The sequence below is a fragment of the Kitasatospora sp. NPDC085895 genome, assembly GCF_040702125.1.
Classification (GTDB): Bacteria; Actinomycetota; Actinomycetes; order Streptomycetales; family Streptomycetaceae; genus Kitasatospora; species Kitasatospora arboriphila.
Map to the genome: position 1 here is coordinate 1 of NZ_JBFBJY010000103.1, position 21585 is coordinate 21585.

The window sequence follows — 21585 nt, forward strand, 5'->3', positions numbered from 1 at the left end:
CCACCTGCGGGGCAGCACCTGGAAGCCTTTCACATCGGCATTCCGCGGCACCGCGACGATCTCCAGCCTCTCGCGCTCGGCGGCCCAGCCGACCAGTCCGGCGTCGACGACATTGACGTAGCCGCCGTCGACCCAGACCAGCCCGATCTGCGGAAACGCCTTCCGGATCCCGGCGAGGACCAGTTTTGCGCCCGCCCGGTCCTGCACCGAGGCCGAGTGCACGACCGCCCGCAGCACGAGCCCGCAGGTGTCCACCAGCAGGTGCCGCTTGCGGCCCCGCACCCGCTTGCCAGCGTCGTAGTGGACCTGGTGCCAGCGTTCGCGGGTGGTCTGCTCGCGGACGCCCCCGGGCCGGGCGGGGTTCACCGCGGTGGCCCAGCGGGCCGCGTGGGAGCGGACCTCGGCCAGGACCTTGCCGCGCAGGTTGCTCCACAGGTGCCACCTGTCGCTGACCTGCACCGCTTCGGGGAGGGCCCGGCGGATCGCCTCGCCGTAGGAGCCGGAGCCGTCGCGGCGGACGTACTCGACCCCGGGGTGCTCGCGCAGCCACGCGACCAGCGTCTGCGTCGTGCGGCCGGGCGGGACGTCGATCCGCTCGCCGGTCTCGGCGTCGATCAGCACGGTCGCGTAACGCTGACGTCGGCGCGGGGCGAAGTCGTCGACGCCGAGCACGCGCGGGACGCGCCGCGGGAGCCTCCTCTGCCGATGACGGGGGTGCGGTGAGGTTCAAATGGAGGGTGGCGGGGCCAATCGCGGCGACGCGTGCGTGCCCCGGGAGGGCCCGGACGGATCAGGGGGCTGGCGAGGGGGTGGCGGTGGTGGTGCCGAGCTTTCCGGTGGTCGGGCCGCAGTCCGGCCCGTTCTTGGCCACCGTCACCGCGTCGACCCGGTTCGTCGGGACGAGAGTCAGGTAAGTCCCGCGCCTTTTGGTCTCGTCATGGGGGTCGACGTAGTAGTTGCCGAGGTAGGCCCAGTCGCTGCCCGCCCCGATGTGGAGGGCGTCCATCTCGTAGCTCGGCGCGCAGACGCGAACGGGGAGGAAGGGGAGGCTCGCCGCGCCGACCACCGCGCCCGGTACGGCGGCCAGCAGCATCGCGGAAGTGACGACGGCCGTCCAGATGCCGCGATGGGACCGGTAGCGTCGCAGCCGTTGGACTGTGGCGCCGATCATCATTGAGTATGCGACGAAGATCATCGCAGCCAGAGCGATCATCCAGCCTGGAGGCGCGGTGACTCCGTAGGGGTTGCCGCCGCTGTGCACGTACCACGAGAACGCGCCGGGCACCAGGAGCGCCGAGGCCAGCAGGAGGAACCCGGCGCGGGGATGCCGCCAACGGGCTGTGAAGCGGTGGGCGCGGGCCCGGGACTGGCGCTCCGTCAGTCGCCTACCCAGAAGTGCGTGCGGTAGCAGGTACCCGAGCGCGGCGAAGAGCGCAGCCGGCAGGAGGACCTCCGAGACGGCGATCTCCTGCAGCATCTGCCGGGGCATCTGGCCCAGTACCAGCCCCCACCAGAAGCCGTTCGCCTGCATCCGGGCGGCGAGCGCGAGTCCGCCGGCGAAGTAGATCACCACGGTCATGAGCGTGAGCCCGGCGGCAGCCCCGCCCAGCACGCCCTGCCAGGTGACGGGGTCCTTGGGGGGTTGCGGATGAGAAACGGTCGTCTCGCCGTCGGGGGCTGTCACGGGGAGCGGCTTAACCAGGAGAGCCGGGATGTATGCGCACCAACAGCCCATCTCACCCGGGCGGTCGAGCGGCCGGAGCAAGCGCGGGCAGTCCCGCCCTGTGGCAACTTGAGGCAGGGCGGCCTCCGTGGAGTGTTCGATGCCGGTGTCGAACGGCGGGCACCTGGCGGGCTCAGACCTTTCGGTAGCGGGCGTGGGCGATGTGCCAGACGTAGGAGCAGGCGATGGATTCCAAGGCTCTGGCGTGCTGTGCGAGCGGGGTCGAGTCGCCGGCCGCGAGTTCGTCGAGCCCGTGCCGGGCGGTCGCGGCACGTTCTTCCCCCAGGAGGGAAGCTGCTGCCCATGCAGCGGGAACCTCGAGGTTCTGCTCTCTCGTGATCAGCGAGATGAGGTTCAGCGAGTTCGGGACGTCCTTGGCGGATTCCCGCGCGTAGGAGCCGAGGTCGTTCAGCACGCCGGCGAGGTCGCAGACGGCCGACTCCGGCAGCCGTACTGCCTGGGAGTTTCGTGCCTCTTCGGGCAGTTCGTACCGCAGGACGACTTCGGCCATGGCGATGAGGGTCCGCGCGAACACGGTGTGGGGGCGTATCGCGAGGTAGCTCTGCATCCTGACGTGTTCGGGTTCGGCCAGGTGGTGAGCTTCCCAGAGGATGCCGAAGAAGACGTCCCTGAGGGAGCCGGTGACCCGCAGGTACTGGGCGGTCGTGGCCCGGGTCCGCAACCTTACGAGGAGGACTTGGAGTGCTTCGTCGAAGGGGTCGGCGTCGCCGGGCGGCTCACCATCGGACAGGAGGTGGATACATCCCTGGATCCGGCGTACCAGTCGGGCCGGGCTGCCTGCCGCCGTTGCCTCGCCGTGGGTGTCGTCGAACGCCGCGAGCCACAGGAAGAGGTCCGCGCACAGGACGAGGCCGTCCGGATCGGCGGTGGGAAAGGTCCGGGCCACGCCGTGCGCCACGATGTTGCAGAGGGTGCGCCGTGCGTTGGGCGGGCCGATGAGCGGGAACCGGTGTAGCCATTGCGCTAGGTGCTGCTCGATGTGGTCCGCGTGCGGGCTGGTCGGGAAGGGGCCGGGGAAGGTGGGGGAGAGGTCGGGCATGGGCAGGGTGGGGATGCCCGCACGGTCGGTGGTGGTCATGCTGCCTCCCGTGCCGCTGCGTGTCCCCGGGTCTCGGCGATCATGTGGAGGGCGGAGGGGTGGACGGTGATGGCGGGGACGGGCCGGACGGTGGCGCCGGGTGCGTGTCGCAGTGTCCAGCGGGAGGCGATGAGGGCGGTCAGGACCGTGGTCTCGGCCCAGGTGAAGCCGTCGCCGATGCACATGCGATTTCCGGCGCCGAAGGGAATGTAGGCGCCCCTGCGGGGCTGCGGCCGCTCGGGAAGCCAGCGGTCCGGGTCGAAGCGCAGCGGGTCGGGGTACAGCTCCGGGTCGCGGTGGAGTGCGTACGGGCTCCACACCAGGTCGGCCCCGGCGGGCAGGTGCGCGCTGCCGAGCCGCACCGGCACGTTGGCTCGGCGGGTGACGATCCAGGCGGGATTGTGCAGGCGCAGGGTCTCGGTGACGAGTCTGCGGGTGAGAACCAGCTGGGGAAGGTGCTCCGCGGTGAGCCGGCCGCCTGCCAGTACGGTGTCCACCTCCTGGTGCAGTTGTTCCTCGATGCCGGGGTTGCGGCCCAGTTCGTGGAAGAGCCACGCCATGGTGACCGCGGAGGTCTCGGTGCCTGCGGCCAGCAGGCCGGTGATCTCGGACAGGATCTCCTCCTCGTCCAGCGGCCGGCCCTCCTCGTCGCGGGCGTCGAGGAGCAGGGAGACGAGGTCGTCGGGGCGTTCGGGGTCCGCCCGGTGCGCGGCGACGATGTCGCTGACCGTCTTGCGCAGCAGCGTGTTCGCGGCCTTGACCTTGCGCGTGCCGGGGAGGGGCAGCTTCTCCCAGCCGGAGACCGGTGTGACGGCGCGCCGGATGGCGGCCTGGAAGAGGGTGTCGACGCCGTGCATGACGGCTTGCGCCGGAGTTCGGTCGAGGTCGGAGGAGAGCAGTGCCGACAGGACGACGCCCTGGGTCATGAGCTGCACCTCGTTCTGCACGTCGAGTCGTGCCCCGTGTTCCCAGGTTTGGAGTGTGGTCTCCGCGGTGGTGATCATCCGGTCGATGTAGGAGTTGATGCGTTCGCGGTGGAAGGCCGGCTGCATCAGGCGGCGGCGTTGCAGGTGCTGCGGTCCGCCCTCGGTGACCGGCAGCGGTGATCCGCCGAACAGGCGGAGCTTCTCGAAGAGCCGGCCCTTGCCGAAGTTCGCGTGCTGGGCGGTGAGTATCTCCCAGATGAGCTCGGGTGAGTTGACGACGAACACCGGCTTCGGGCCGAACCCGATCTGCACCACGTCACCGTGGCGGCGAAGTCGTTGTATGAACTCCAGCCGGTCCCGGAGCATCGGCAGCAGGTGTCCGACGACGGGCAGGCGCCCCGGTGCATGCGGAATGGGCGGTGCGTCGGCGGTCACGGGCGGTGCTCCGTTTCGTGGCGGGTGTGCAGCAGGTGGCGGGCGGCGATGATCTCGGCCTGGATCATGGCCTGCGGTGCGTAGAGGGTCTTGTCGTGCCAGAGGGCGGGGTGCTGGTGGTCTGGTGTGTCGGCTGTGTCGTGCAGGAAGGCCCCGGCGCGGTCCAGTGCGCGGGTGTGATGCGGCTGCCGCGCCGGCCCGGAAGCGCCGAGCAGGATCTTCACGGCGTAGGCGGTCTCCTCGGCGGTGCCGCCCCAGATGCCCCAGGAGCCGTCCTCGTGCTGGGTGGCCAGCACCCATGCGGCGGCCGCCTCGACCGCCCGGCGCCGCCGGAACCCGGGGAGCGGGGCCAGCGCGGTGACGCACCGCTCGGTGGCGTAGTAGGGGGAGGCGTGCCACTTGTCGGTCCAGTGGCCCTGCGGCTGCTGGTGCTCGACGAGCCAGTCGGCCACCCGGTCCATGATCGGCTGGTACGCCCCTACGGCATTGGGGTGGTGCCGGAGATAGGCGTGGAGGGCCTGGAGGGCGTGGGCGTTGGCGCTGAGGGAGCCGCTGTCCTCGCCGATGTAGCAGTCGTAGTGGTGACCGTTGTCGAAGACGGCGAGCGGGGCGGGGCCGCGGGGCCGGTCGACCAGGGCCGAGACGAGGACGGCCATGGCGGTATCGTCGGCGTCCACCATCAGTCCGGGTGCGCCCCGGACGCCCGCGGGGTCGTAGAGGTGGTCGGCCCACTTCTGCAGGGTGGGTAGGCCGGAGGACGCCAGGCCGGCCCGGGCCAGCGCGGCGGCGACCCAGAGCCGCTCGAAGACCGTGATCGGTGCAGCCTCCGGGAGGAGGCCGCCGTAGCGGTGCGCCACTGCGGCGAGTTCGTCGGCCGCACGCTGCTGCTGCCGCCCGGAGGGGCCTGCAGCGGAGGCGATCCAGGCCGCGGTGGCGGCAGGGGAGCTGCCGAGCAGCCCGTCCGCTTCGGGCAGCAGCGTGCCCGGGAGGTGCCCGGCGACGCCTTCGAAGGTGTGGTGCAGTTTGAACGGGACCCCGCCGGCGGCCCGGCACTTTCGGGCGACCGCTCTAGGGGCGGCGGCGTCGTAGCCGCGCGGGACTTCGGGACGCGGGCCGCGGTGCCAGGATTCGAGGTGAGGGTGGTCCGCGACAGCGGGCCGGTCGAGGCGCTCGTTGACGGCCGCAACCAGGCCGGGGACGAGGAGCTCCGCGGCCGCGGTGTCCGGCCACGGCCCGGCCGACGGCAGACTGGCGAGCGCGGCGAGCCCTCCGGCCGCCGCCGCCGCGAGCCGGTCCGCCGTACCGCCGGCCAGGGGCTCGCGCTGCAGCACTGCGAGTACGGCCTCGACGGCGCTCAGCGTCGGCAGGAGCCGGTAGGGCGCGGGCCCTTCGCCCCAGCTGCCGTCGCCGGCCTGCTCACGCAGCAAGTGCTCGATGCGGGCCTGTCCGCCGGGCAGCCACGGCGCCGCGGACAGCACACGGGCCGTCTCGTACAGGGACGGGCGGACGTCGCCCCAGGGGTCGGCGTCGACCTCGCCGATCAGGTCCCCCGCCGCCATGGTGCAGGAGTCGTTCACAGGCGGGGTACCGGCGGGAGCCGTCACCACGGTCGTTCCGGCCCCGCCGTGCTGATGCTCATTCATGCGTGCCTCGCAGTCGCAGATCCGGCAATGTCCCGCAGCGCCGCGACGGCGGCGGCCGGGAAGGGAGCGTGATCGAGGGATGCCAGGGCTTCGTCCCGCCGGGTCTGGATCATCTCCTCCACGGCCTGCCGGGCTCCGCTGCGCTCGAGGATGCTCCGGACCACTTCGGCATCCCGCTCGGTGAGGTTCCGCCTGCCGAACCGTGCGCGCAGCGACCGCAGTTCGCTGCGCGAGGCCCGCTGGACGGCGAGGGCCATGAGGACCGTGGCCTTGCCTGCGCGCAGGTCGTCCAGCACCGACTTGCCCATCTCCCGGGGATCACCGAAGACCCCGAGGAGGTCGTCACGGAGCTGAAAGGCGTCACCCAGCGGCAGCGCGAACGCGCTGAGGGCCGCGTAGACCCCCGGGGTGGCGCCGGCCAGTGCCGCACCGATCTGCAGAGGCCGCTCGACGGTGTACTTGGCCGTCTTGTACCGGACCACCCGTAATGCGCTCTCGACATCGTCGGACAGCCGCCCGGTGGTCTGCAGATCCAGGTACTGGCCGTAGACCACCTCGCTGCGCATTTCGTCCAGGAGCGGCAGGACCCGTTCGGATCCTCGGACCGTCAGGCTCGCTTGGTGCAGCAGCTCGTCGGACCAAATGAGTGCCAGGTCGCCGAGGAGCACCGCAGCGCCCAGGCCGTGCTCCTCGGCCCGAGAGGCGGGGCCGCCACCGGCGGTGTAGGCGGCGGCCAGGGCCCGGTGGGCGGAAGGCCGGCCGCGGCGGGCGTCACTGGCGTCCATCACGTCGTCGTGGATGAGAGCGAACGCCTGGAAGAGTTCGAGACCGGCCGCCGCACGGACAGCTGGCGAGCAGTCGGTCGCCCCGCCGCCGGCGTACCAGCCGCACACGCACAACAGGGGGCGCAGACGCTTTCCGCCTGCCAGGAATTCGCGGAGCTGGGCTATGAGGGGTGGCAGTTCCGGCCCGGGCGCGGACTGCTCCTTGCCGTCCAGGAACGTCGTCAGTGCCGCGTCAACCTCCCGCCGCACGGCCCGGAGGTCCAGTGCGGCGGGAGGGGGTACGACCTTGAGCGCGGGCTCCGCGCGTCTTTTGTGGTCAAGAACGGCCAATGCGTGTTCCTTTGGCGAACGGATGTGGTCACGGACGTCCATCCCCAGGCGTTTCAGCCGTCACGCCTGGTGTCGATGTGGCGGAAGACACACTGCCGCCAGGCTTCGATCGGTGAGTGCGATGCCGGGACCGGATGATGCGTGCACACGCTGTCGACGCCACTACACGGTCAGACGGTCCCTGGCCGGTTCGGCCAGCCCGGACGATCCAGTCGACGGCTGCCCGAACGAGCCTTCATGCCGGCGTGGGTGAGCTGAGTGAAGCGGAGTGAACCTGGCGGGCAGTGCCGTCAGGCCCCGGTAGATGGGACCGCCCTGGTAGGCCAGTTCCGCTGCGGACACCGCGAGTTTGACGTCGGGCAGGTAGGAGGTGAGCCGTTCGATCGCCGCGGTGGCGACGAGGACGGCGGTGGAACGCGCCGGGCAGGCGTGCGGGCCTGCGGCGAAGGCCAGGTGGGCCTTGTTGCCGGAACGGTGGCCCTCGTTCGGCGGATTGCTGTGCGGGCAGGAGTTGGCGGCCGCGTAGGAGACCATCACCGGTGAGCCCGCCGGAATGACGGTGCCGTAGAACTCGACCTCGTGCCGGGGGAAGTGAAGGCTGTAGTTCGCCAGCGGGGAGTCGTTCCACAGGGCTTCGTCGATCGCGTGCTGGATCGGCAGACTCCCGGTGGTGAGGCTGCCGAAGTAGCGGTCGTCCGAGAGCATGCGCGCTAGCGTGCTCGCGATGAGGTTGGTCAGCGGCTCGTTGCCCGCACCGAGAACGATGATGACCTGCTGGAGGACGTCCTCCGGACTCAGCCCGTTCGGGTGGTCGATGAACCACGAGGTCAGGTCGTGTCCGCGCTGCTGGGCCTTGGCGGCGTACAGGCTGGTGAGGTACTCGTTCAGCGACTGCGCACCCGCGGCCATCTGAGCGGGATCGGAGCTCACCATCCCGCTCAGCGCCTGCATGAGGCGCGGGGCGTACTCGTCGGGCATGCCGAACAGCGCGTTGAAGACCATCAGAGGGAGCTGCTGCGCGTACTGGGCGACCAGGTCGGCCTCACCGTCCATGACGAACTGCTGGAGCAGCCTGTCGGCGTAACGGAAGGTCAGGTTGCGCACATCGTGCGGGTCCAGAAGTCGGAAGCTGTCCGTGATGACGCTGCGCAGGTGGGCGTGCTGGGCGCCGTCGGCGAAGAACAGGCTGGGCCGCCACTGCACGTGCGGCATGAGAGGGCTGTCCGCCGGGACCTGGTTCATCCACGAGCGGGTGTCCTTCGACCACGTGTTCGTGTCGTGCAGGAGGTCGAGCGCGGCCCGGTAGTCGGTGACCAGGTGGACGACGACGCCCGGGGAGATCTCCGCAAGGCCGACCGGCCCCTGCAGGCGCAGCAGTTCGTAGCTGCGCTGGGGGTCGGCGTCGTGTTCTGGCCCGTGGATGCGCACCGGGGTGGCGGGAGGGATGGCGGTCACGACGATTCGTCTCCGGCTCGGGATATCAGGTGGGCGGTCAGGGCGATGAGCGCGTCCAGGGTGGAGTTCTTGTCCCGTGCGTCGCAGGTGACCAGCGGGGTGCGCTCGTCCAGGTCGAGCTTGGAGCGCAGGGTGTCGAGGGTGTAGTCGGGTGAGGTCGGGAACGTGTTCACGGCGACCGCGTAGTCCAGGCCGCGTTCCTCGATGAGGTCCATGACCTCGAACGACTGGTCCAGGCGGCGGGTGTCGGCCAGGACGAGGGCGCCGATGGCGCCGTCGGCGATGTCCTTCCACAGGGGCAGGAAGCGGCGCTGTCCGGGGGTGCCGTACAGGTACAGGACCACCTTGGCCTGCGGCACGGTCAGCCGGCCGAAGTCGATGGCGACCGTGGTGGTCGTCTTGCCGCGCAGGCCGTCCAGGGTGAGGTCGTCCGCCGAGGCGGCGGCGTCGGTCATCACCTCGTCGGTGTGCAGCGTCGGGATCTCGGACAGGGTCCTGATCGCGGTGGTCTTCCCGATGCCGAGAGGGCCCGCCACGAGGATCTTGAGCCTCTGGTGGTCCTCCTCCGGCAGATAGACAGGACGCGGGCTAGTGCTGCCTGAGCGCGCGGAGTCCACTCAGCACCTCTTCCAGGAGTTCTTTCGACGGACGATCGGCGCCCGCGTCGGGGAGCAGGGCGGTGGGGGCCGGCACGCGAACCTGCAGGTGCCCGCCGTCGAGGAGTTGAGAGATCAGGACCTTGCACACACTGGTCTGCAGACGGAGGTAGGCAGCCGTTTCGCTGACGGTCAGAGCGCCGCCTGTCAGCAGCGAGATGATCCGCTGGTGCACCGGGGTGTGGTGAGGGGCGGGCGGAAGACCCGTGGCGACCACGGCCATGAGCGAATGCAGGGTGTTGCGGGTCGGGGTGCCGATGCCCCGGGTAGCCAGGTAGCTGGGGATCATCCGCCGACCCTGCGACGAGCGGCTCATGACGCCTCCCGTGTGCGGGCCGGAACGGACATGAGTTGCTCGCCGAGCTTCTTGGCCTGCCGGGCCATGATGTGCGCGACCGTACCCATGGGCATGTCGAGGCCTCCTGCCACGGCGATGAAGGTGTTGGTGCGGGCACCGGCCGGCATGATCATGTACGTGCCGTGGGTGTTCTGCACCGTGATGGTCGTGATGGGTGTCCCGTCCGAGGCGTCCAGAGCCGCGTTGGCCGCGGCGCGGGCCGCGCCGTGAAGGGCGGCCGTCATGGCGGAGATACCCTCCGCGGCCTCCCGCAGGAGCCCTTCCGTCGCGCCGATGACCATGCCGTCACTCGACAGGATCAGGGCGTGCTTGACCTCGTTGCTGACTTCGGTGATGGGATTCAGGACCCACGACGGGTCCTCGATCATCGGGCGCGAGGTGGAGAGGGTCACTGATCTTCCTTCGAATCGTTGGGGGCCAGACCCGCGGCGAGTCCCGCCTGGAACTGGCTCCAGGTGTCACGGGCCACCTCCGGGTTCAGCTCTCGGGGCGCAACCTCGGGAGCATCGCTGCGAGCGGGCTCCGTGCGAGCGCGCCGACGGCGCTGCGGCAGGTCACTGCCGTCGTCCGGGGTGCTGTCCGAAGCCGCCGGAGCGGGCCACTGCGGCGCAGCAGGGGGTGCGGCAGGCAGGGGAGCCATCGCCGAGATCGGTTCCTTTGTCTCGTCGATCGTCGTCAACAGGTGCGGGGGAATGGTGAGCACCGCACGGACCCCGTTGTAGGGGGAAACCTGGTCGATCGAGACCTGGAAGCCGTGGTCGGCGACGAGCCGGCCGATGGCTGCGAGCCCCAGGGCCGGCGGATCGCCGAGCTCGGTCAGGAGCGTGTCCTGCTGCTCCTCGACCGAGAGCAGGCGGACACCGCGACGGACGGCCTCCGCGCTCATGCCGGTGCCCGCGTCGTCGATGATGATGCAGACGCTGCCGTTGCCGGTCTGGATCAGGCCTGCCTCCACCGCGAGGTCGTCGCGGGAGTGCTCCAGGGCATTGGCCATGAGCTCGGTGAGAGCCACAGCGATCGGCTCCGCCGCGCGACCGACGACCGCAAGGTTCGAATCGAGCAGCCGCGAACTGATCTTGATGCGCTCGTAGCCGTGGAGCCGGGACGAGGCGCCGCTGACGATCTCCACGACGTAGGTGTCCGGACGCACGTGCCCGGGCCACGCGCCGCAGACGATCGCGGCCTTCTGGACCAGACGGATCGCCTGCTCGTTGAGGTGGTCGACCTTGAACAGGCTGTCGAGCAGCCGCGGGTCGTCGAAGTCGCTCTGCAGGGCCTCGACCTGCGTCTGCAGCCGGTACGACAGTGCCTGGATGTCCTGGCACGCGCCACGCAGCGCCGCACGGGCGGAGGCATCGATCCGCCGGCGCTCCTTGGCCACCGTGTCCGAGTAGTGGCCGAGCACCGCCTCATGCAGCGAGGCGTACACGGTCCCGGCCAGGGCCTCGTGCTTCAGACCCGGGACCGGGTGATGCGGACTGACCAGATGCAGTGCCAGGCCGGGGAGACGGTTGGCGACCAGATGCTGGAGCTCGTCGCCGAGCTGCTGGAGCTGTTCCTGGAGTGCCTGCTCGCGCTGCTGGGAAGTGTTCAGTGCCTCGGACTGCGCGGCGCTTCGCGCCACCAGGGCGCGACGCGAACGTGCCAGCAGTGCTGTAGCTACGGCGCCAGCTGCGGTCGTGGCGCCCAGCACCACTGCGGCAGTCTCGGGTATCGAGGTCAACGGTCGGGTCCTAGGGCTCGAGCCGGCTCCGGAGGCCAGACATGGCGGAGCCGCCCGTTCGTGGTGAACGAGCGCCGACCCGTGGAGTCCCGGCGGATTGCGAACGGAAAATCTGATCAATGGAGCAGTGCCGGGCATCGCCGGGTGTTGCCATTATGTGGCATGCACTCGACAAATGTGTCACTTCGGCCAACAGGCGCAGGCCTCTGCGCTCAGCTCATCGCCGAGCTGTCGCTCCACAGCGCGATGGCGCTCCCCGCGGGACGTCCGATGCCCCAGCATGCGATGACCTGGCAGTCGTGAGCATCATCCTGAACTCCGCGGGTCTTCCATCAGGGCCGCGGGGCGACAACCGGCTTGACTCGCTCCGCATCTGACCGGTCATTAGATCACATTGGCGACGAGGCCCACCATGTATGTCCAGCCCGCGACGACATGTCAGAGCCGCCAAGAAGCCCACCGTCGCAAGCAAGACGGGTTCGGGCGGCACCAGCCGGGCCCTCGCAGTGGGTCCGCAAAGTGGGGCGGCGCCCGGGCGCTGGCGCGCCCGGCCAGTGACGGCTCAGCCCAGCTGGTTGGGCGGATCCAGCGTCTCCAGCAGTATGCCGAGGTTGTACATGGCGTCGGTGTCGCCGGGCCTTCGGGCCTCGAGGAGTTCGACCGGCGGTTCCCCGGATTCCGCAGCGAGACTCACGGCGTCACGATCGACCCGGCCACCGGCGACCACCTGATCGAGTGCATCCGCGAGCCGTGACCGGCCGCGGCGGCTCACACGCCGTCCGGTCGCGCGGACCGGACGGACGGGCAGACGGCTGGGCCGCCCCGCCTCCGGATGGCGTCGGCGCTCAGCGCTGCCCGGACGGGCTGCCGATCCGCAGCAGGTCGCCGCTGCGGTCGACCAGCGCGAACTCCCGCATCCGGTGGCCGGTGTCGGTGGGTGGCATCAGCCGGCTGCCGGTGGCCCGGTCGGTGGGCACGCCGAGCCGCGCCCAGTCCCCGTGCAGCGCGTCCGCGTCCCGGACCTGCAGGTAGCAGCTGCCGGCCGCGGTCAACGGGTCCACCGCGGGGTCGTACCGGAAGTGCAGTTCGACCGTGCCCCGGACGACGATCAGGTAGCTGTCCTCCCCGTCCCAGCGCCCGCGCGGCTCGAAGCCCGGGCGGGAGTAGAACTCCGAGGTCTCGTCCAGGTCCCGGCTCGGCAGGACCGGTACCGCATACTCGACGCGTTTCCCGTACTCGTCCACGGCGCCACCGTAGGGCATCCCCTTGACACCGGGCCCGTACCGGGCGCGCGCGTCCGGGGCGCGGCCCGCCGCCACGGGTGTGACGGTGGGCCGTGCGGGGTGTGGGCGTCGTCCGGGCCGGGGACGCTCGTGCGATGCAGAGGGACATCACCGTACGGGTCGACGGGGTCGCGCGTCGGCTGACCGTCGACACGCGCACGACGCTGCTGGACGCCCTGCGCGAGCGGCTCGGGGTGACCAGCCCCAAGAAGGGGTGCGACCACGGGCAGTGCGGCGCGTGCACGGTGCTGTCCGGCGCCCGGCGCGTGCTCAGCTGCCTGACGCTCGCGGTCTCCCAGGACGGCGCCGAGGTCGTCACCGCCGCCGGGCTCGCCGCCGGGGCGGCCACCGGCGACAGACCACCGGGCGCCGACGGCGGCCTGCACCCGGTGCAGCGGGCCTTCGTCGACTGCGACGCACTCCAGTGCGGCTTCTGCACCCCGGGGCAGGTCGTCTCGGCGGTCGGGGCGCTCGACGAGTTCGCCAGGGGCTGGCCGAGCGCGGTGACCGAGGGCCCGGGGGCGCCACGGCTGGACCGGACCGAGGTGGCCGAGCGGATGAGCGGCAACCTGTGCCGCTGCGGGGCCTACGTCAACATCGTGGCCGCCGTCCGGCAGGCGGCCGGGGCCTCCCCGGCCGCGCGGGCGGGCGCCTCCCGGCCGGGCGGCCCCCGGGCGACCGGCACGGAGGTGGCGGGGTGAAGCCGTTCGACTACCTCAGCCCCGTCGACGCCGCGGCCGCCGTGCGCAGCGTGGCCGGGAATCCGGGCGCGGTGTTCCTCGGCGGCGGGACGAACCTGGTGGACCACCTCAAGCTGGGCGTCGTGGCGCCCGAGCTGGTGGTCGGCCTCGCCGGTGTCCTGCCCGCCGAGGTCGAGGAGCTCGACGGCGGCGCTCTGCGGATCGGCGCGGGGCTCAGCAACAGCGAGCTCGCCGCGGACCGGCGGGTGCGCGAGCGCTTCCCGGTGCTGTCGCAGGCACTGCTGTCGGGGGCGTCGGGGCAGCTGCGCAACATGGCCACCGTCGGCGGCAACCCGCTGCAGCGGACGCGCTGCGCCTACTTCCAGGACGTCACCACCCCCTGCAACAAGCGGAAGCCCGGCTCCGGCTGTTCCGCGATCGGCGGGTGGACCCGGCACCACGCGGTCCTCGGCGCCTCCGAGCACTGCATCGCGGTCCACCCGTCCGACATGGCGGTGGCCATGGCGGCGCTCGACGCGCGGGTGCGGGTGCTCGGTCCGGCCGGGGAGCGCACCGTCCCCTTCGTGGGGCTGCACCGGCTGCCCGGCGACACACCCGAGCGCGACACCGTCCTGGAGCACGGTGAGCTGATCACCGCGATCGACCTGCCGGCCGCGCCGATCGCCCGCCGCTCGGCCTACCGCAAGGTGCGCGACCGCGCGTCCTACGCCTTCGCGCTGGTCAGCGTCGCCGCGGCGCTCGACGTCGAGGACGGCGTGATCGTGGACGCGCGGGTCGCGTTCGGCGGCGTCGCGCACGCACCGTGGCGCGCGTACCGGGCCGAGGAGGCGCTGCGGGGCGCGCCGGCCTCGGAGCGGAGCTACCGGGACGCCGCGGACGCGGAACTGGCCGGTGCCCGGCCGGCCGAGGGGCTGGACGGCGGCAACGCGTTCAAGATCCCGTTGTTGCGCCGAACCCTCGCCGCCACCCTGCGCGGCCTGGCAGGAGAGGAGTCCCGATGACGTTCCCGAGCGAGCCGGACGCCGTCGGCCGCGATCTGCCCCGCCGGGACGGGGCGGTCAAGGTGCTGGGTACCGCCGGCTACGCCGGTGACGCCCCGTTGGCGGACGCCGCGTACCTGCACGCCGTCCAGGCCACGATCGCGCAAGGTCGCGTCACCGCGCTCGACACCACCGCCGCCGAGGCACTCGACGGTGTGGTCGCGGTGCTCACCCCCGCGACCGCCGAACGCCTGGCCTCCACCGAGGACCGCGAACTGGCGGTCCTGCAGGACGAGGAGGTCGCCTTCCGGGGCCAGGTCGTCGCCCTGGTCGTCGCCGACAGCTCCGAGGTGGCGCGGCACGCGGCCGCTCTCGTCCGGGTCGGCTACGCACGGCAGGCGCACGACGTCGAGCTGCGGGCCGACCGCGACGACCTGTACGCGCCCGAGAAGGTGAACCCGGACTTCCCCGCCGACACCTCCGAGGGCGACGTCGACGCCGCGCTGGCGGCCGCGGCGGTGACCGTCGACGAGACGTACACCACCGCGATGTACCACAACAACCCGATGGAGCCGCACGCCACGGCGGCCCTGTGGGACCCGGCGGGTGACGGATTCCTCACCCTGTGGGACTCCACCCAGGGCGTCCACCCGACGCGTGCCGTCCTGGCGCCACTGTTCGGTCTGGACGAGGCGCGGGTGCGGGTCGTCTGCCCGTACGTGGGCGGCGGGTTCGGGTCCAAGGGGCAGCCGCACGTCAACGTGGTGCTCGCCGCGATGGCGGCGCGCGCGGTGCCCGGCCGGCCGGTGCGGATCGCGCTGACCCGGCAGCAGATGTTCGCCCTCGCCGGCTACCGCACGCCGACCGTCCAGCGGTGCCGCCTCGGTGCCGACCGGGACGGCAGGCTCACCGCGCTCGCGGTCGACGTCGTCGAACAGACCTCGCGCATCAAGGAGTTCGCCGAGCAGACCGGGGTGCCCGCGCGGATGATGTACGCCTCGGCGAACCGGCGGACCACGCACCGGCTCGCCGCGCTCGACGTCCCGGTGCCCTCCTGGATGCGCGCACCGGGCGAGTGCCCCGGCATGTTCGGCCCGGAGGTGGCGATGGACGAGTTGGCCGAGCGCCTGGGCCTGGACCCGGTCGAGCTGCGGATCCGCAACGAGCCCGCCGTCGAACCCGGCTCCGGCAAACCCTTCTCCAGCCGCGACCTCGTCGGCTGCCTGCGGGAGGGCGCGGCACGCTTCGATTGGTCGCGGCGCGATCCGCGGCCCGGGGTGCGCCGCCGCGGCGACTGGCTGGTCGGCACGGGCGTCGCGGCCTCCACCTACCCGGTCAGCCGCATGACGAAGTCGACGGCGACGATCCGGCGGGAGGGCGGACGTTACGTCGCCGAGATCGGGGCGGCCGACCTCGGCACCGGCACGTGGACCACCCTGGCGCAGATCGCGGCGGACGCGCTCGGCGTGCTGGTGGACCGCGTGGAGGTGCGGATCGGCGACACCGACCACCCGGTGGCGTCGGTGGCCGGGGGCTCCTCGGGCATGACGACCTGGGGCTCGGCCGTCGTCGAGGCTGCACGCGCCTTCCGCGAGGAGCACGGGGCCGAGCCGCCGGACGGGGCCGAGGCATCCGGCGTCGTCGGTCCGGCCGACGACCGCTACGCGATGCACGCCTTCGGGGCGCAGTTCGCCGAGGCGCGCGTCCACATCGACACGGGCGAGGTGCGGGTGGCGCGCCTGCTGGGCGTGTTCGCCGCGGGCCGGATCATCAACCCGCGCACGGCGCGGTCCCAGTTCGTCGGCGGGATGACGATGGGGCTGTCGATGGCCCTGCACGAGCAGAGCGTGCTCGACCCCCGCACCGGCCACGTCGTCAACCACGACTTCGCCGATTACCACATCGCGGCCAACGCGGACGTCGACGGGATCGAGGCGCACTGGCTGCCCGAGCACGACCCCCACGTCAACGCCATGGGGTCCAAGGGCATCGGGGAGATCGGCATCGTCGGCACGGCCGCCGCGGTGTCGAACGCGGTGTGGCACGCCTGCGGGGTGCGTGTGCGGAACCTCCCGATCACGCTGGACAAGGTCCTGCACGCTTTGGAGCAGCGGCCCGGGCCGTGAGGAGCGCGGGCGGTGAGCACGGGGCGGACCGGGTGACCGTCAGGCCGAGCGGTCCGTCCGTCGCGCCTGCTCGTGACCGGAGGCGACTACGCCGGAAAGTCCTGACCTATCGCCCGCAGGACGTCGGCGAGCCACACCAGGTGGTACCCCAGAGCACGATCCTGCCGCTGCGCCCGCCGCCCGGACCGGTGCTGGCGGCCCGGCTGTCGGTGAGGTTCCTCCGGCATCACGTCAGCATGCCCGGCCGGTAGTCGTGCCTGCTGCCGGGGACCAGCCTCGGCAGCAGGCCGTTCTTGCCGGCGCCGGCAAGAACGGCCTGCATCATCGGCACGATGGCGCACGGGTTGACGAGTCGATGGCCAGTGGCGTTGCGAACCACCCCTATCGGAGCTCAGTTCGCGATGCCGCAGTACTGCTGCTGCTTGCCGATCGCCCGGTACATGCAGTCGGCGTTTTCCAGCAGGAGCAGCACCGCCTCTCGATTGCGGCTGGTCTCCCGGTCGATGATCGAGCCGGGCGGGTAGAAGCCGCCGCCGCTGCTGGAGGTCGGGTACATCTCGAAGGTGTACGCGAAGATCCGGTGCGCGCCCCACAGCCAGTCGTCGATCGACCCGTCGGTGATGTACAGGTCGCTGGACTGCTCGGGGGTGTAGCCGTTGGTGGCGGCCATGGTGCGGCCGAAAGTGGCGAAGGTCTTCGCCTCGTCGGCCGTCATGCCGCTCGCGGTGTCCGCGCTGGTCCAGCCGAACGGCCACAGCACCAGCTCGCTGTAGGTGTGGAAGTCGATGGCCGCGGTGATCTGCTGCTTGCCGCTGACCACCCGGGTGCGGACGAAGTCGGCGACCACCTTGGTCTCCGTTGCGGATTCGGGCGCGCTGCCCCGGTAGGTCTCGCTGGAGGTGGAACCGGAGGAGCCTCCGCAGCAGCCCCACTTGTAGTTCCAGTTCCGGTTGAGGTCGGTGCCGATGTACCTGCTGCCGGTATTAGGTTGTCGGTCCTTGCGCCAGCTGCGGTAGTTACCGGTCGCGATGTCGTACTCGCCACCGTCCGGGTTGAGGTCCGGGACGATCCAGATCTCCCGACTGTTGACGATGTTCGCGATTCGCGAGTCGCTCGCGTACTTGTCGCCGAACTCGTGCAGCAGGTAGAGCGCCATTTCGACGGTGAGGTGCTCGCGGGCGTGCTGGTGGAAGGTGAGCAGTACCTCGGGCTCGCTTTCGTCGGTGGTGACGTTGTCACTCACCTTCACCGCGACGATGTCTCGGCCCTCGTATGACTTACCGATCACCTGCTTGCTCATGATCGATGGGTGGGCGGCGACCATCGCGTTGATGTCGGCGGTGGCCTCGGCGTAGTTGTGGTAGGCGGAGTCTTTGCTCGGGAAGTCGTTGAGCGTGGTACTGAGCTGCGGGGCTTCCTGCTCAGGGCCGGGCAGAGCGATGGGCTTCCAGCCGAGCGCCCTGAGCTGCAACAGCTCGGCTGCGTTGGCGCTGACCACCACGGAGCGGGCGTCCACCTCGTCGATGGAGGCGCCGGTGGCGGCGATCACGGTCCGCTCGGCGACGGTGCTCGGGCCGTCGACCGCGTACTGCCTGAGGGTCTCGTCGACGGTGACGTTGGGCGCGCCGGACCGGGCGGATGCGGAAGTCATGGTGAGGGGCGTGGCGAGGGCGAGCGAGAGCAGGGTGGCGACGGCGAGGGCCGGCCGGCTGCGTCGGGGCAGTCGCATGACTGTCCTCCTGTGGGGGGTCCGCAGGAACGGAGGGAGGAACGAGGCGCGCCCAGCCGATGGTGACTTAATGTCATGAATCAGTCAATACGTTCGGCGTTAGTCAACGCTATTGCCATGACTGGCACTTGACGGAAGACGGGCTCAACTGGGGACTGGGACAGCGCCTCGGTCGCCACCCGTGGGACCGCACCGTGACCGGGTCTGTACGGTCATGGGCTCTGTCCTGTAATCGGTGGTAACGAAGGGTGACGGTCGTCGTTGGCATGGTGTGCGTGATGTCAACGAGCTTGTGGCTGTGGTGTTTTCCGGGCTGTCGGCCCTCGTCGTCGAGGATGTGGCGGACGAGGGCCAGGTCATCCGGGTGTCGGCGCGGACCAGGGAGACTCCGGTGCCGTGCCCGTTGTGCGGGCAGCCGACGGGACAGGTGCATGCCTTCCACGGGCGGGTGGTCGCGGATGTGCCGGTGGACGGGCGTCGGGTCGTGGCGTCGGTGCGGGTCCGGCGCATGGCCTGCCCGGTTCTGGGCTGCCCGCGGCAGACGTTCCGCGAGCAGGTCCCCGGCCTGATCGAACGCTACCAGCGGCGAACGCGCCGGCTCGCCGACCAACTCGGGCAGGTCGTGATGGAGTCAGCGGGCCGGGCGGGCGCCCGCCTCTCCCGCGTCCCGGCCTGCACGATCTCCCGCTCGACCGCCCTGCGCGTGCTCATGCGCCAGGCGATGCCCCCGCGGCGCGTCCCGCGCGTGCTCGGCGTCGACGACTTCGCCCCGCGCCGGCGGCAGCGTTACGCGACCGTGCTGACCGACGCCGAGACCCTGTCCATGACGCAAGGTTAGGATCCCGCCACCTGCTGTGGAAGAGCCCGCGCAGTGCCCGGCTGCTTCGACGGAGCCGAAGAGCTCACTGGGCTTCCCATGCTCTCCATGATGGACATCTTCCTTCCGGGGCCGAAGCCCTGATCAGGAGTGCCCGTCAAAGCAGATCAAGCCCAGTTGGAAGCCGATCGCCGCGGGCGCAAGCTCCCACGGGACCGGGACCACCCCGCCCGCGGGCGGCGGCCCGATCACCGCGCCGAGCCGGTCCAGCATCTCCTCGATGTCCACGCCCACTCCCATCGGTCGCCCGTTCCCGCCGGAGGCTCTCCGCTTCCGGTGACACCGGAGGTGGTAGGGCCCAGCCCCGGTGTCCTGGCAGCCGAGTTGTGCGGGAGGTCCCACTTCAATGCTCAGCCGACCAGAGGATCACACGACCGAGTCAGCGGACTCGAACTCACGATCACCAAGCTCGATTGAGCAACGGCTACTGAGCTTGATCTTTAACCTGTGCGGCCGTAGTGCTGGTCGAGCGTCTCGGCGCGTTTGACGGTCTTTCCCGGTGTGTGGCGGGGTGCTCTCACTCGGTTGCTCGACCCGAGGGGGCGCCCTGGGCCTGGACGGAAGGGTTTCGGTGCAGCCGCCGGTCGGGCCGCCTTCGCGCGGATGTTGCGAAACCCCCGCCGCACCCGGGCTGGCGTCAACTTGTCTGCAGGCAGCGGGCGTTCCCAGGGCCGACGTAGATCCTTCACGGCTTGACGGGCGAGACACAGCTGGGTGTGGGCAACGATGATCAGCCACGTCCACACGTCGGCGCTGGCTGGCTCCCGAAGCTTGGGCGCGGTCCAGCCCAGCGTCTGCTTCAGCAGGCGGAAGGTGTGTTCCAGATCGAATCTTCGCAGGTAGGACTGCCAGAGCTGGTCGACGTGGCGGGCGTCGACGCCTGGGCGTGAGGACCACAGCCACACCGGATCCGGCTCCCGTCCGCCGGGCAGGCGCTCGACGGTCAAGCGACCACGAGGCCGTGCAGGATGGGAAGTTCAGCGTTCTGGTCGGCGATCCAGGCCGAGCGGCGGGTGAGCCGGGGGTGGAGGCGGTCCCATGCGCTGGCGATGGCGGTGCCGTAGCGCGTCGTCGCAGTCCGGGTCTCGATCTGCGCCTCGCCCCAGATGGTGGCCCTGGCGAGGGCGAACGGGGTGCCGTGCATGCGTGGGCGGCCTGGCCGAGGGACGGCGTTGTGCGGAGCCGGGTCCCGGGCCAGCACGCGGTCGGAACGTAGCCTGCCGCACACCTCCACGGGCAGGTCGGCGAGCAGGAAGGCCAGGCGGGCCAGGTCGTAGCCGGCGTCGGCAACGATCAGCAGCTCGGGTTCGCCTGCTGTCCATTGGCCCGCTGCGACGATCCGGCCGATGACGTCACGCAGTTGTGCAGCGGTGATCGCCGCGGCGTCGTCGGTCGGGCCGAGTCGGACGGCGTCCAGCAGCCGGCACCAGGAGGTGCGGCCGGACTCCAGCACAGCGACGAAGGAGTAGGGCCAGCCGGGGATGAACTGGTCCTTGCTGCGACCGCGTCCGTAGACGTGGCAGAACAGCCGGTCAGGGCTGGTCTCGGCGTCCGGCCGCAGCCAGTTGGAGATGTCGACGGCCAGCACGATCCGGCCCTCGACCGCGCGCGGTAGGGGCAGTGAGGCCAGCAGGGTACGCAGCCGAGTCGGTTCGACCCAGCCGGTGTTCAGCGCCTGGTACAGGGCGCCGTGCCCGCGCCGGTGCTCGGCCTGCAGACTCAGGTCGACCAAGGTTTGCACCGGGCCGTCCTTGCACAGGATCGCGTCCGTGAGCTCGAAGAGGGCATCGGCGCGGGCGTACAGGCATTCGTAGAACTCGACCCGAAAGCGGGACAACACGTCCAACGCCGCACCTGGGGCGGCTTCCACCGGGAGACTCATGGGCAGCGGCCGTTCTCTTTGCTTCGTGACTCGACAACTCGAAGCGTGGGGAACGGCCGCCCCTGCTGTCCCGGGAAGAACCACAGATCAGCAGGCCGGGTGACCTGCGAGGTTAGAGGACGTTAAGTCCGGTTCTGGATGATCTGGTGTCGCCCGTTCGTGGGTACGGAGCTGTTCAAGCTGACGCGCATGTCGTGTGCATGTTGGTGTTGGTGCATGGAACGGATGCCGTACTCAACGGACTTGTCCGACGGGCAGTGGGCCTTGATCGAGCCGCTGGTCACCGCCTGGAAGCAGGAGCGGGTGTCGCGCTCGGCGACCGGGGACCCCGGCTCGTGCGACCTGCGCGAGGTCGTGAACGCGCTGCTGTACCAGAACCGGACGGGCTGTCAGTGGCGGCTGCTGCCGCATGACTTCCCGGCCTGGTCGGCGGTGTTCTACTACTTCACCCTGTGGCGCCAGGATGGCCTTGACCAGCGGATCCAGGAGATCCTGCGCTGCCAGGTGCGGGAGCGGGCCCGACGATTAGAGGACCCGTCCCTGGTGATCATCGACACCCAGTCCGTCCGCGTGGCGGCCGGGGTGCCGAAGGAGACCACGGGACTGGACGCGCACAAGAAGACGCCCGGCAGGAAGCGGGGCCTGGCCGTCGACGTGCTCGGCCTGATCATCGGCGTGGTGGTCCTGGCCGCGAGCGCGCACGACAACGAGGCCGGCATCGCCCTGCTGGACCAGGCAGCGATGCGGTGCGGGATGCGCCTGGAGAAGGCTCTGGTCGGCCAGGGCTTCAAGGACGCCGTGATCATCCACGGGGCGGTGAAGGACATCGCCGTCGAGGTGGTCCGGCGCAACCCAGACGACGTGGGCAAGGGCT

18 protein-coding genes and 3 pseudogenes are annotated in these 21585 nt (G+C 70.9%); 5 read left to right on the forward strand and 16 right to left on the reverse strand.

What is annotated here, in order from left to right; genetic code table 11:
* The 13 genes and pseudogenes from AB0442_RS36975 to AB0442_RS37035 all read right to left on the reverse strand — a co-directional run.
* A pseudogene (locus AB0442_RS36975) lies at positions 1-699 on the reverse strand (transposase); the annotation flags it as partial.
* Between the two features lie 91 nt (positions 700-790).
* Positions 791-1684: a hypothetical protein gene (locus AB0442_RS36980; protein ID WP_366167931.1), complete on the reverse strand. Its 894-nt coding sequence runs from the start codon at positions 1682-1684 to the stop codon at positions 791-793.
* A 172-nt stretch (positions 1685-1856) separates the two neighbouring features.
* Positions 1857-2822, reverse strand: coding sequence for a hypothetical protein (locus AB0442_RS36985; RefSeq protein ID WP_366167932.1), 966 nt, complete (start codon positions 2820-2822; stop codon positions 1857-1859).
* The gene (locus AB0442_RS36990; protein ID WP_366167933.1) at positions 2819-4183 is read right to left on the reverse strand and encodes a cytochrome P450; all 1365 of its coding nucleotides are present in this window, start codon (positions 4181-4183) and stop codon (positions 2819-2821) included. The genes AB0442_RS36985 and AB0442_RS36990 overlap by 4 nt, the downstream gene beginning before the upstream one ends.
* The gene (locus tag AB0442_RS36995; protein ID WP_366167934.1) at positions 4180-5826 is read right to left on the reverse strand and encodes a prenyltransferase/squalene oxidase repeat-containing protein; all 1647 of its coding nucleotides are present in this window, start codon (positions 5824-5826) and stop codon (positions 4180-4182) included. Before AB0442_RS36995 ends, AB0442_RS36990 begins: the two co-directional genes overlap by 4 nt.
* Complete coding sequence (locus AB0442_RS37000; protein ID WP_366167935.1) at positions 5823-6941, reverse strand: polyprenyl synthetase family protein; 1119 nt, start codon at positions 6939-6941, stop codon at positions 5823-5825. The genes AB0442_RS36995 and AB0442_RS37000 overlap by 4 nt, the downstream gene beginning before the upstream one ends.
* Positions 6942-7103: 162 nt before the next feature.
* Positions 7104-8396 (reverse strand): cytochrome P450, encoded by a 1293-nt coding sequence (locus AB0442_RS37005; protein WP_366167936.1) that lies wholly within the window; start codon positions 8394-8396, stop codon positions 7104-7106.
* Positions 8393-8968, reverse strand: coding sequence for an ATP/GTP-binding protein (locus AB0442_RS37010; RefSeq protein ID WP_366167947.1), 576 nt, complete (start codon positions 8966-8968; stop codon positions 8393-8395). Before AB0442_RS37010 ends, AB0442_RS37005 begins: the two co-directional genes overlap by 4 nt.
* Positions 8969-8984: 16 nt before the next feature.
* Complete coding sequence (locus AB0442_RS37015; RefSeq protein ID WP_366167937.1) at positions 8985-9341, reverse strand: DUF742 domain-containing protein; 357 nt, start codon at positions 9339-9341, stop codon at positions 8985-8987.
* A 23-nt stretch (positions 9342-9364) separates the two neighbouring features.
* Positions 9365-9802: a roadblock/LC7 domain-containing protein gene (locus AB0442_RS37020; RefSeq protein ID WP_363539704.1), complete on the reverse strand. Its 438-nt coding sequence runs from the start codon at positions 9800-9802 to the stop codon at positions 9365-9367.
* A complete protein-coding gene (locus AB0442_RS37025) occupies positions 9799-11106 on the reverse strand; it encodes an ATP-binding protein (protein WP_366167938.1) in 1308 nt (435 codons plus the stop codon). The genes AB0442_RS37020 and AB0442_RS37025 overlap by 4 nt, the downstream gene beginning before the upstream one ends.
* A gap of 589 nt (positions 11107-11695) precedes the next feature.
* Complete coding sequence (locus AB0442_RS37030; protein WP_366167939.1) at positions 11696-11827, reverse strand: hypothetical protein; 132 nt, start codon at positions 11825-11827, stop codon at positions 11696-11698.
* A gap of 151 nt (positions 11828-11978) precedes the next feature.
* Entirely contained in the window at positions 11979-12377 is a 399-nt protein-coding gene (locus AB0442_RS37035; protein ID WP_366167940.1) for a VOC family protein, read from the reverse strand.
* Between the two features lie 134 nt (positions 12378-12511).
* Here AB0442_RS37035 and AB0442_RS37040 point away from each other — a divergent pair, with 134 nt between their 5' ends.
* The 3 genes from AB0442_RS37040 to AB0442_RS37050 are packed head-to-tail and all read left to right on the forward strand — an operon-like array spanning position 12512 to position 16223.
* The gene (locus AB0442_RS37040; RefSeq protein WP_366167941.1) at positions 12512-13117 is read left to right on the forward strand and encodes a 2Fe-2S iron-sulfur cluster-binding protein; all 606 of its coding nucleotides are present in this window, start codon (positions 12512-12514) and stop codon (positions 13115-13117) included.
* Positions 13114-14118, forward strand: a complete 1005-nt coding sequence (locus AB0442_RS37045) for a xanthine dehydrogenase family protein subunit M (protein WP_366167942.1) — start codon at positions 13114-13116, stop codon at positions 14116-14118. Before AB0442_RS37040 ends, AB0442_RS37045 begins: the two co-directional genes overlap by 4 nt.
* A complete protein-coding gene (locus AB0442_RS37050; protein WP_366167943.1) occupies positions 14115-16223 on the forward strand; it encodes a xanthine dehydrogenase family protein molybdopterin-binding subunit in 2109 nt (702 codons plus the stop codon). The genes AB0442_RS37045 and AB0442_RS37050 overlap by 4 nt, the downstream gene beginning before the upstream one ends.
* A 391-nt stretch (positions 16224-16614) precedes the next feature.
* Here AB0442_RS37050 and AB0442_RS37055 read toward each other — a convergent pair whose 3' ends face one another.
* Entirely contained in the window at positions 16615-17952 is a 1338-nt protein-coding gene (locus tag AB0442_RS37055) for a M14 family metallopeptidase (protein ID WP_366167944.1), read from the reverse strand.
* 301 nt (positions 17953-18253) lie between these two features.
* Between AB0442_RS37055 and AB0442_RS37060 the strand changes: the two are divergent.
* Positions 18254-18769 (forward strand): annotated as a pseudogene (locus AB0442_RS37060) (transposase family protein); the annotation flags it as partial.
* A gap of 144 nt (positions 18770-18913) precedes the next feature.
* Here AB0442_RS37060 and AB0442_RS37065 read toward each other — a convergent pair.
* Together AB0442_RS37065 and AB0442_RS37070 are read right to left on the reverse strand one after the other, a co-directional pair.
* Positions 18914-19057: a hypothetical protein gene (locus AB0442_RS37065; protein ID WP_366167945.1), complete on the reverse strand. Its 144-nt coding sequence runs from the start codon at positions 19055-19057 to the stop codon at positions 18914-18916.
* 212 nt (positions 19058-19269) lie between these two features.
* Positions 19270-20711, reverse strand: a pseudogene (locus AB0442_RS37070) (NF041680 family putative transposase).
* A gap of 216 nt (positions 20712-20927) precedes the next feature.
* Here AB0442_RS37070 and AB0442_RS37075 point away from each other — a divergent pair.
* Positions 20928-21585, forward strand: a 658-nt coding sequence (locus tag AB0442_RS37075; protein WP_366167946.1) for an IS5 family transposase, incomplete at its 3' end; no start/stop codon positions are given.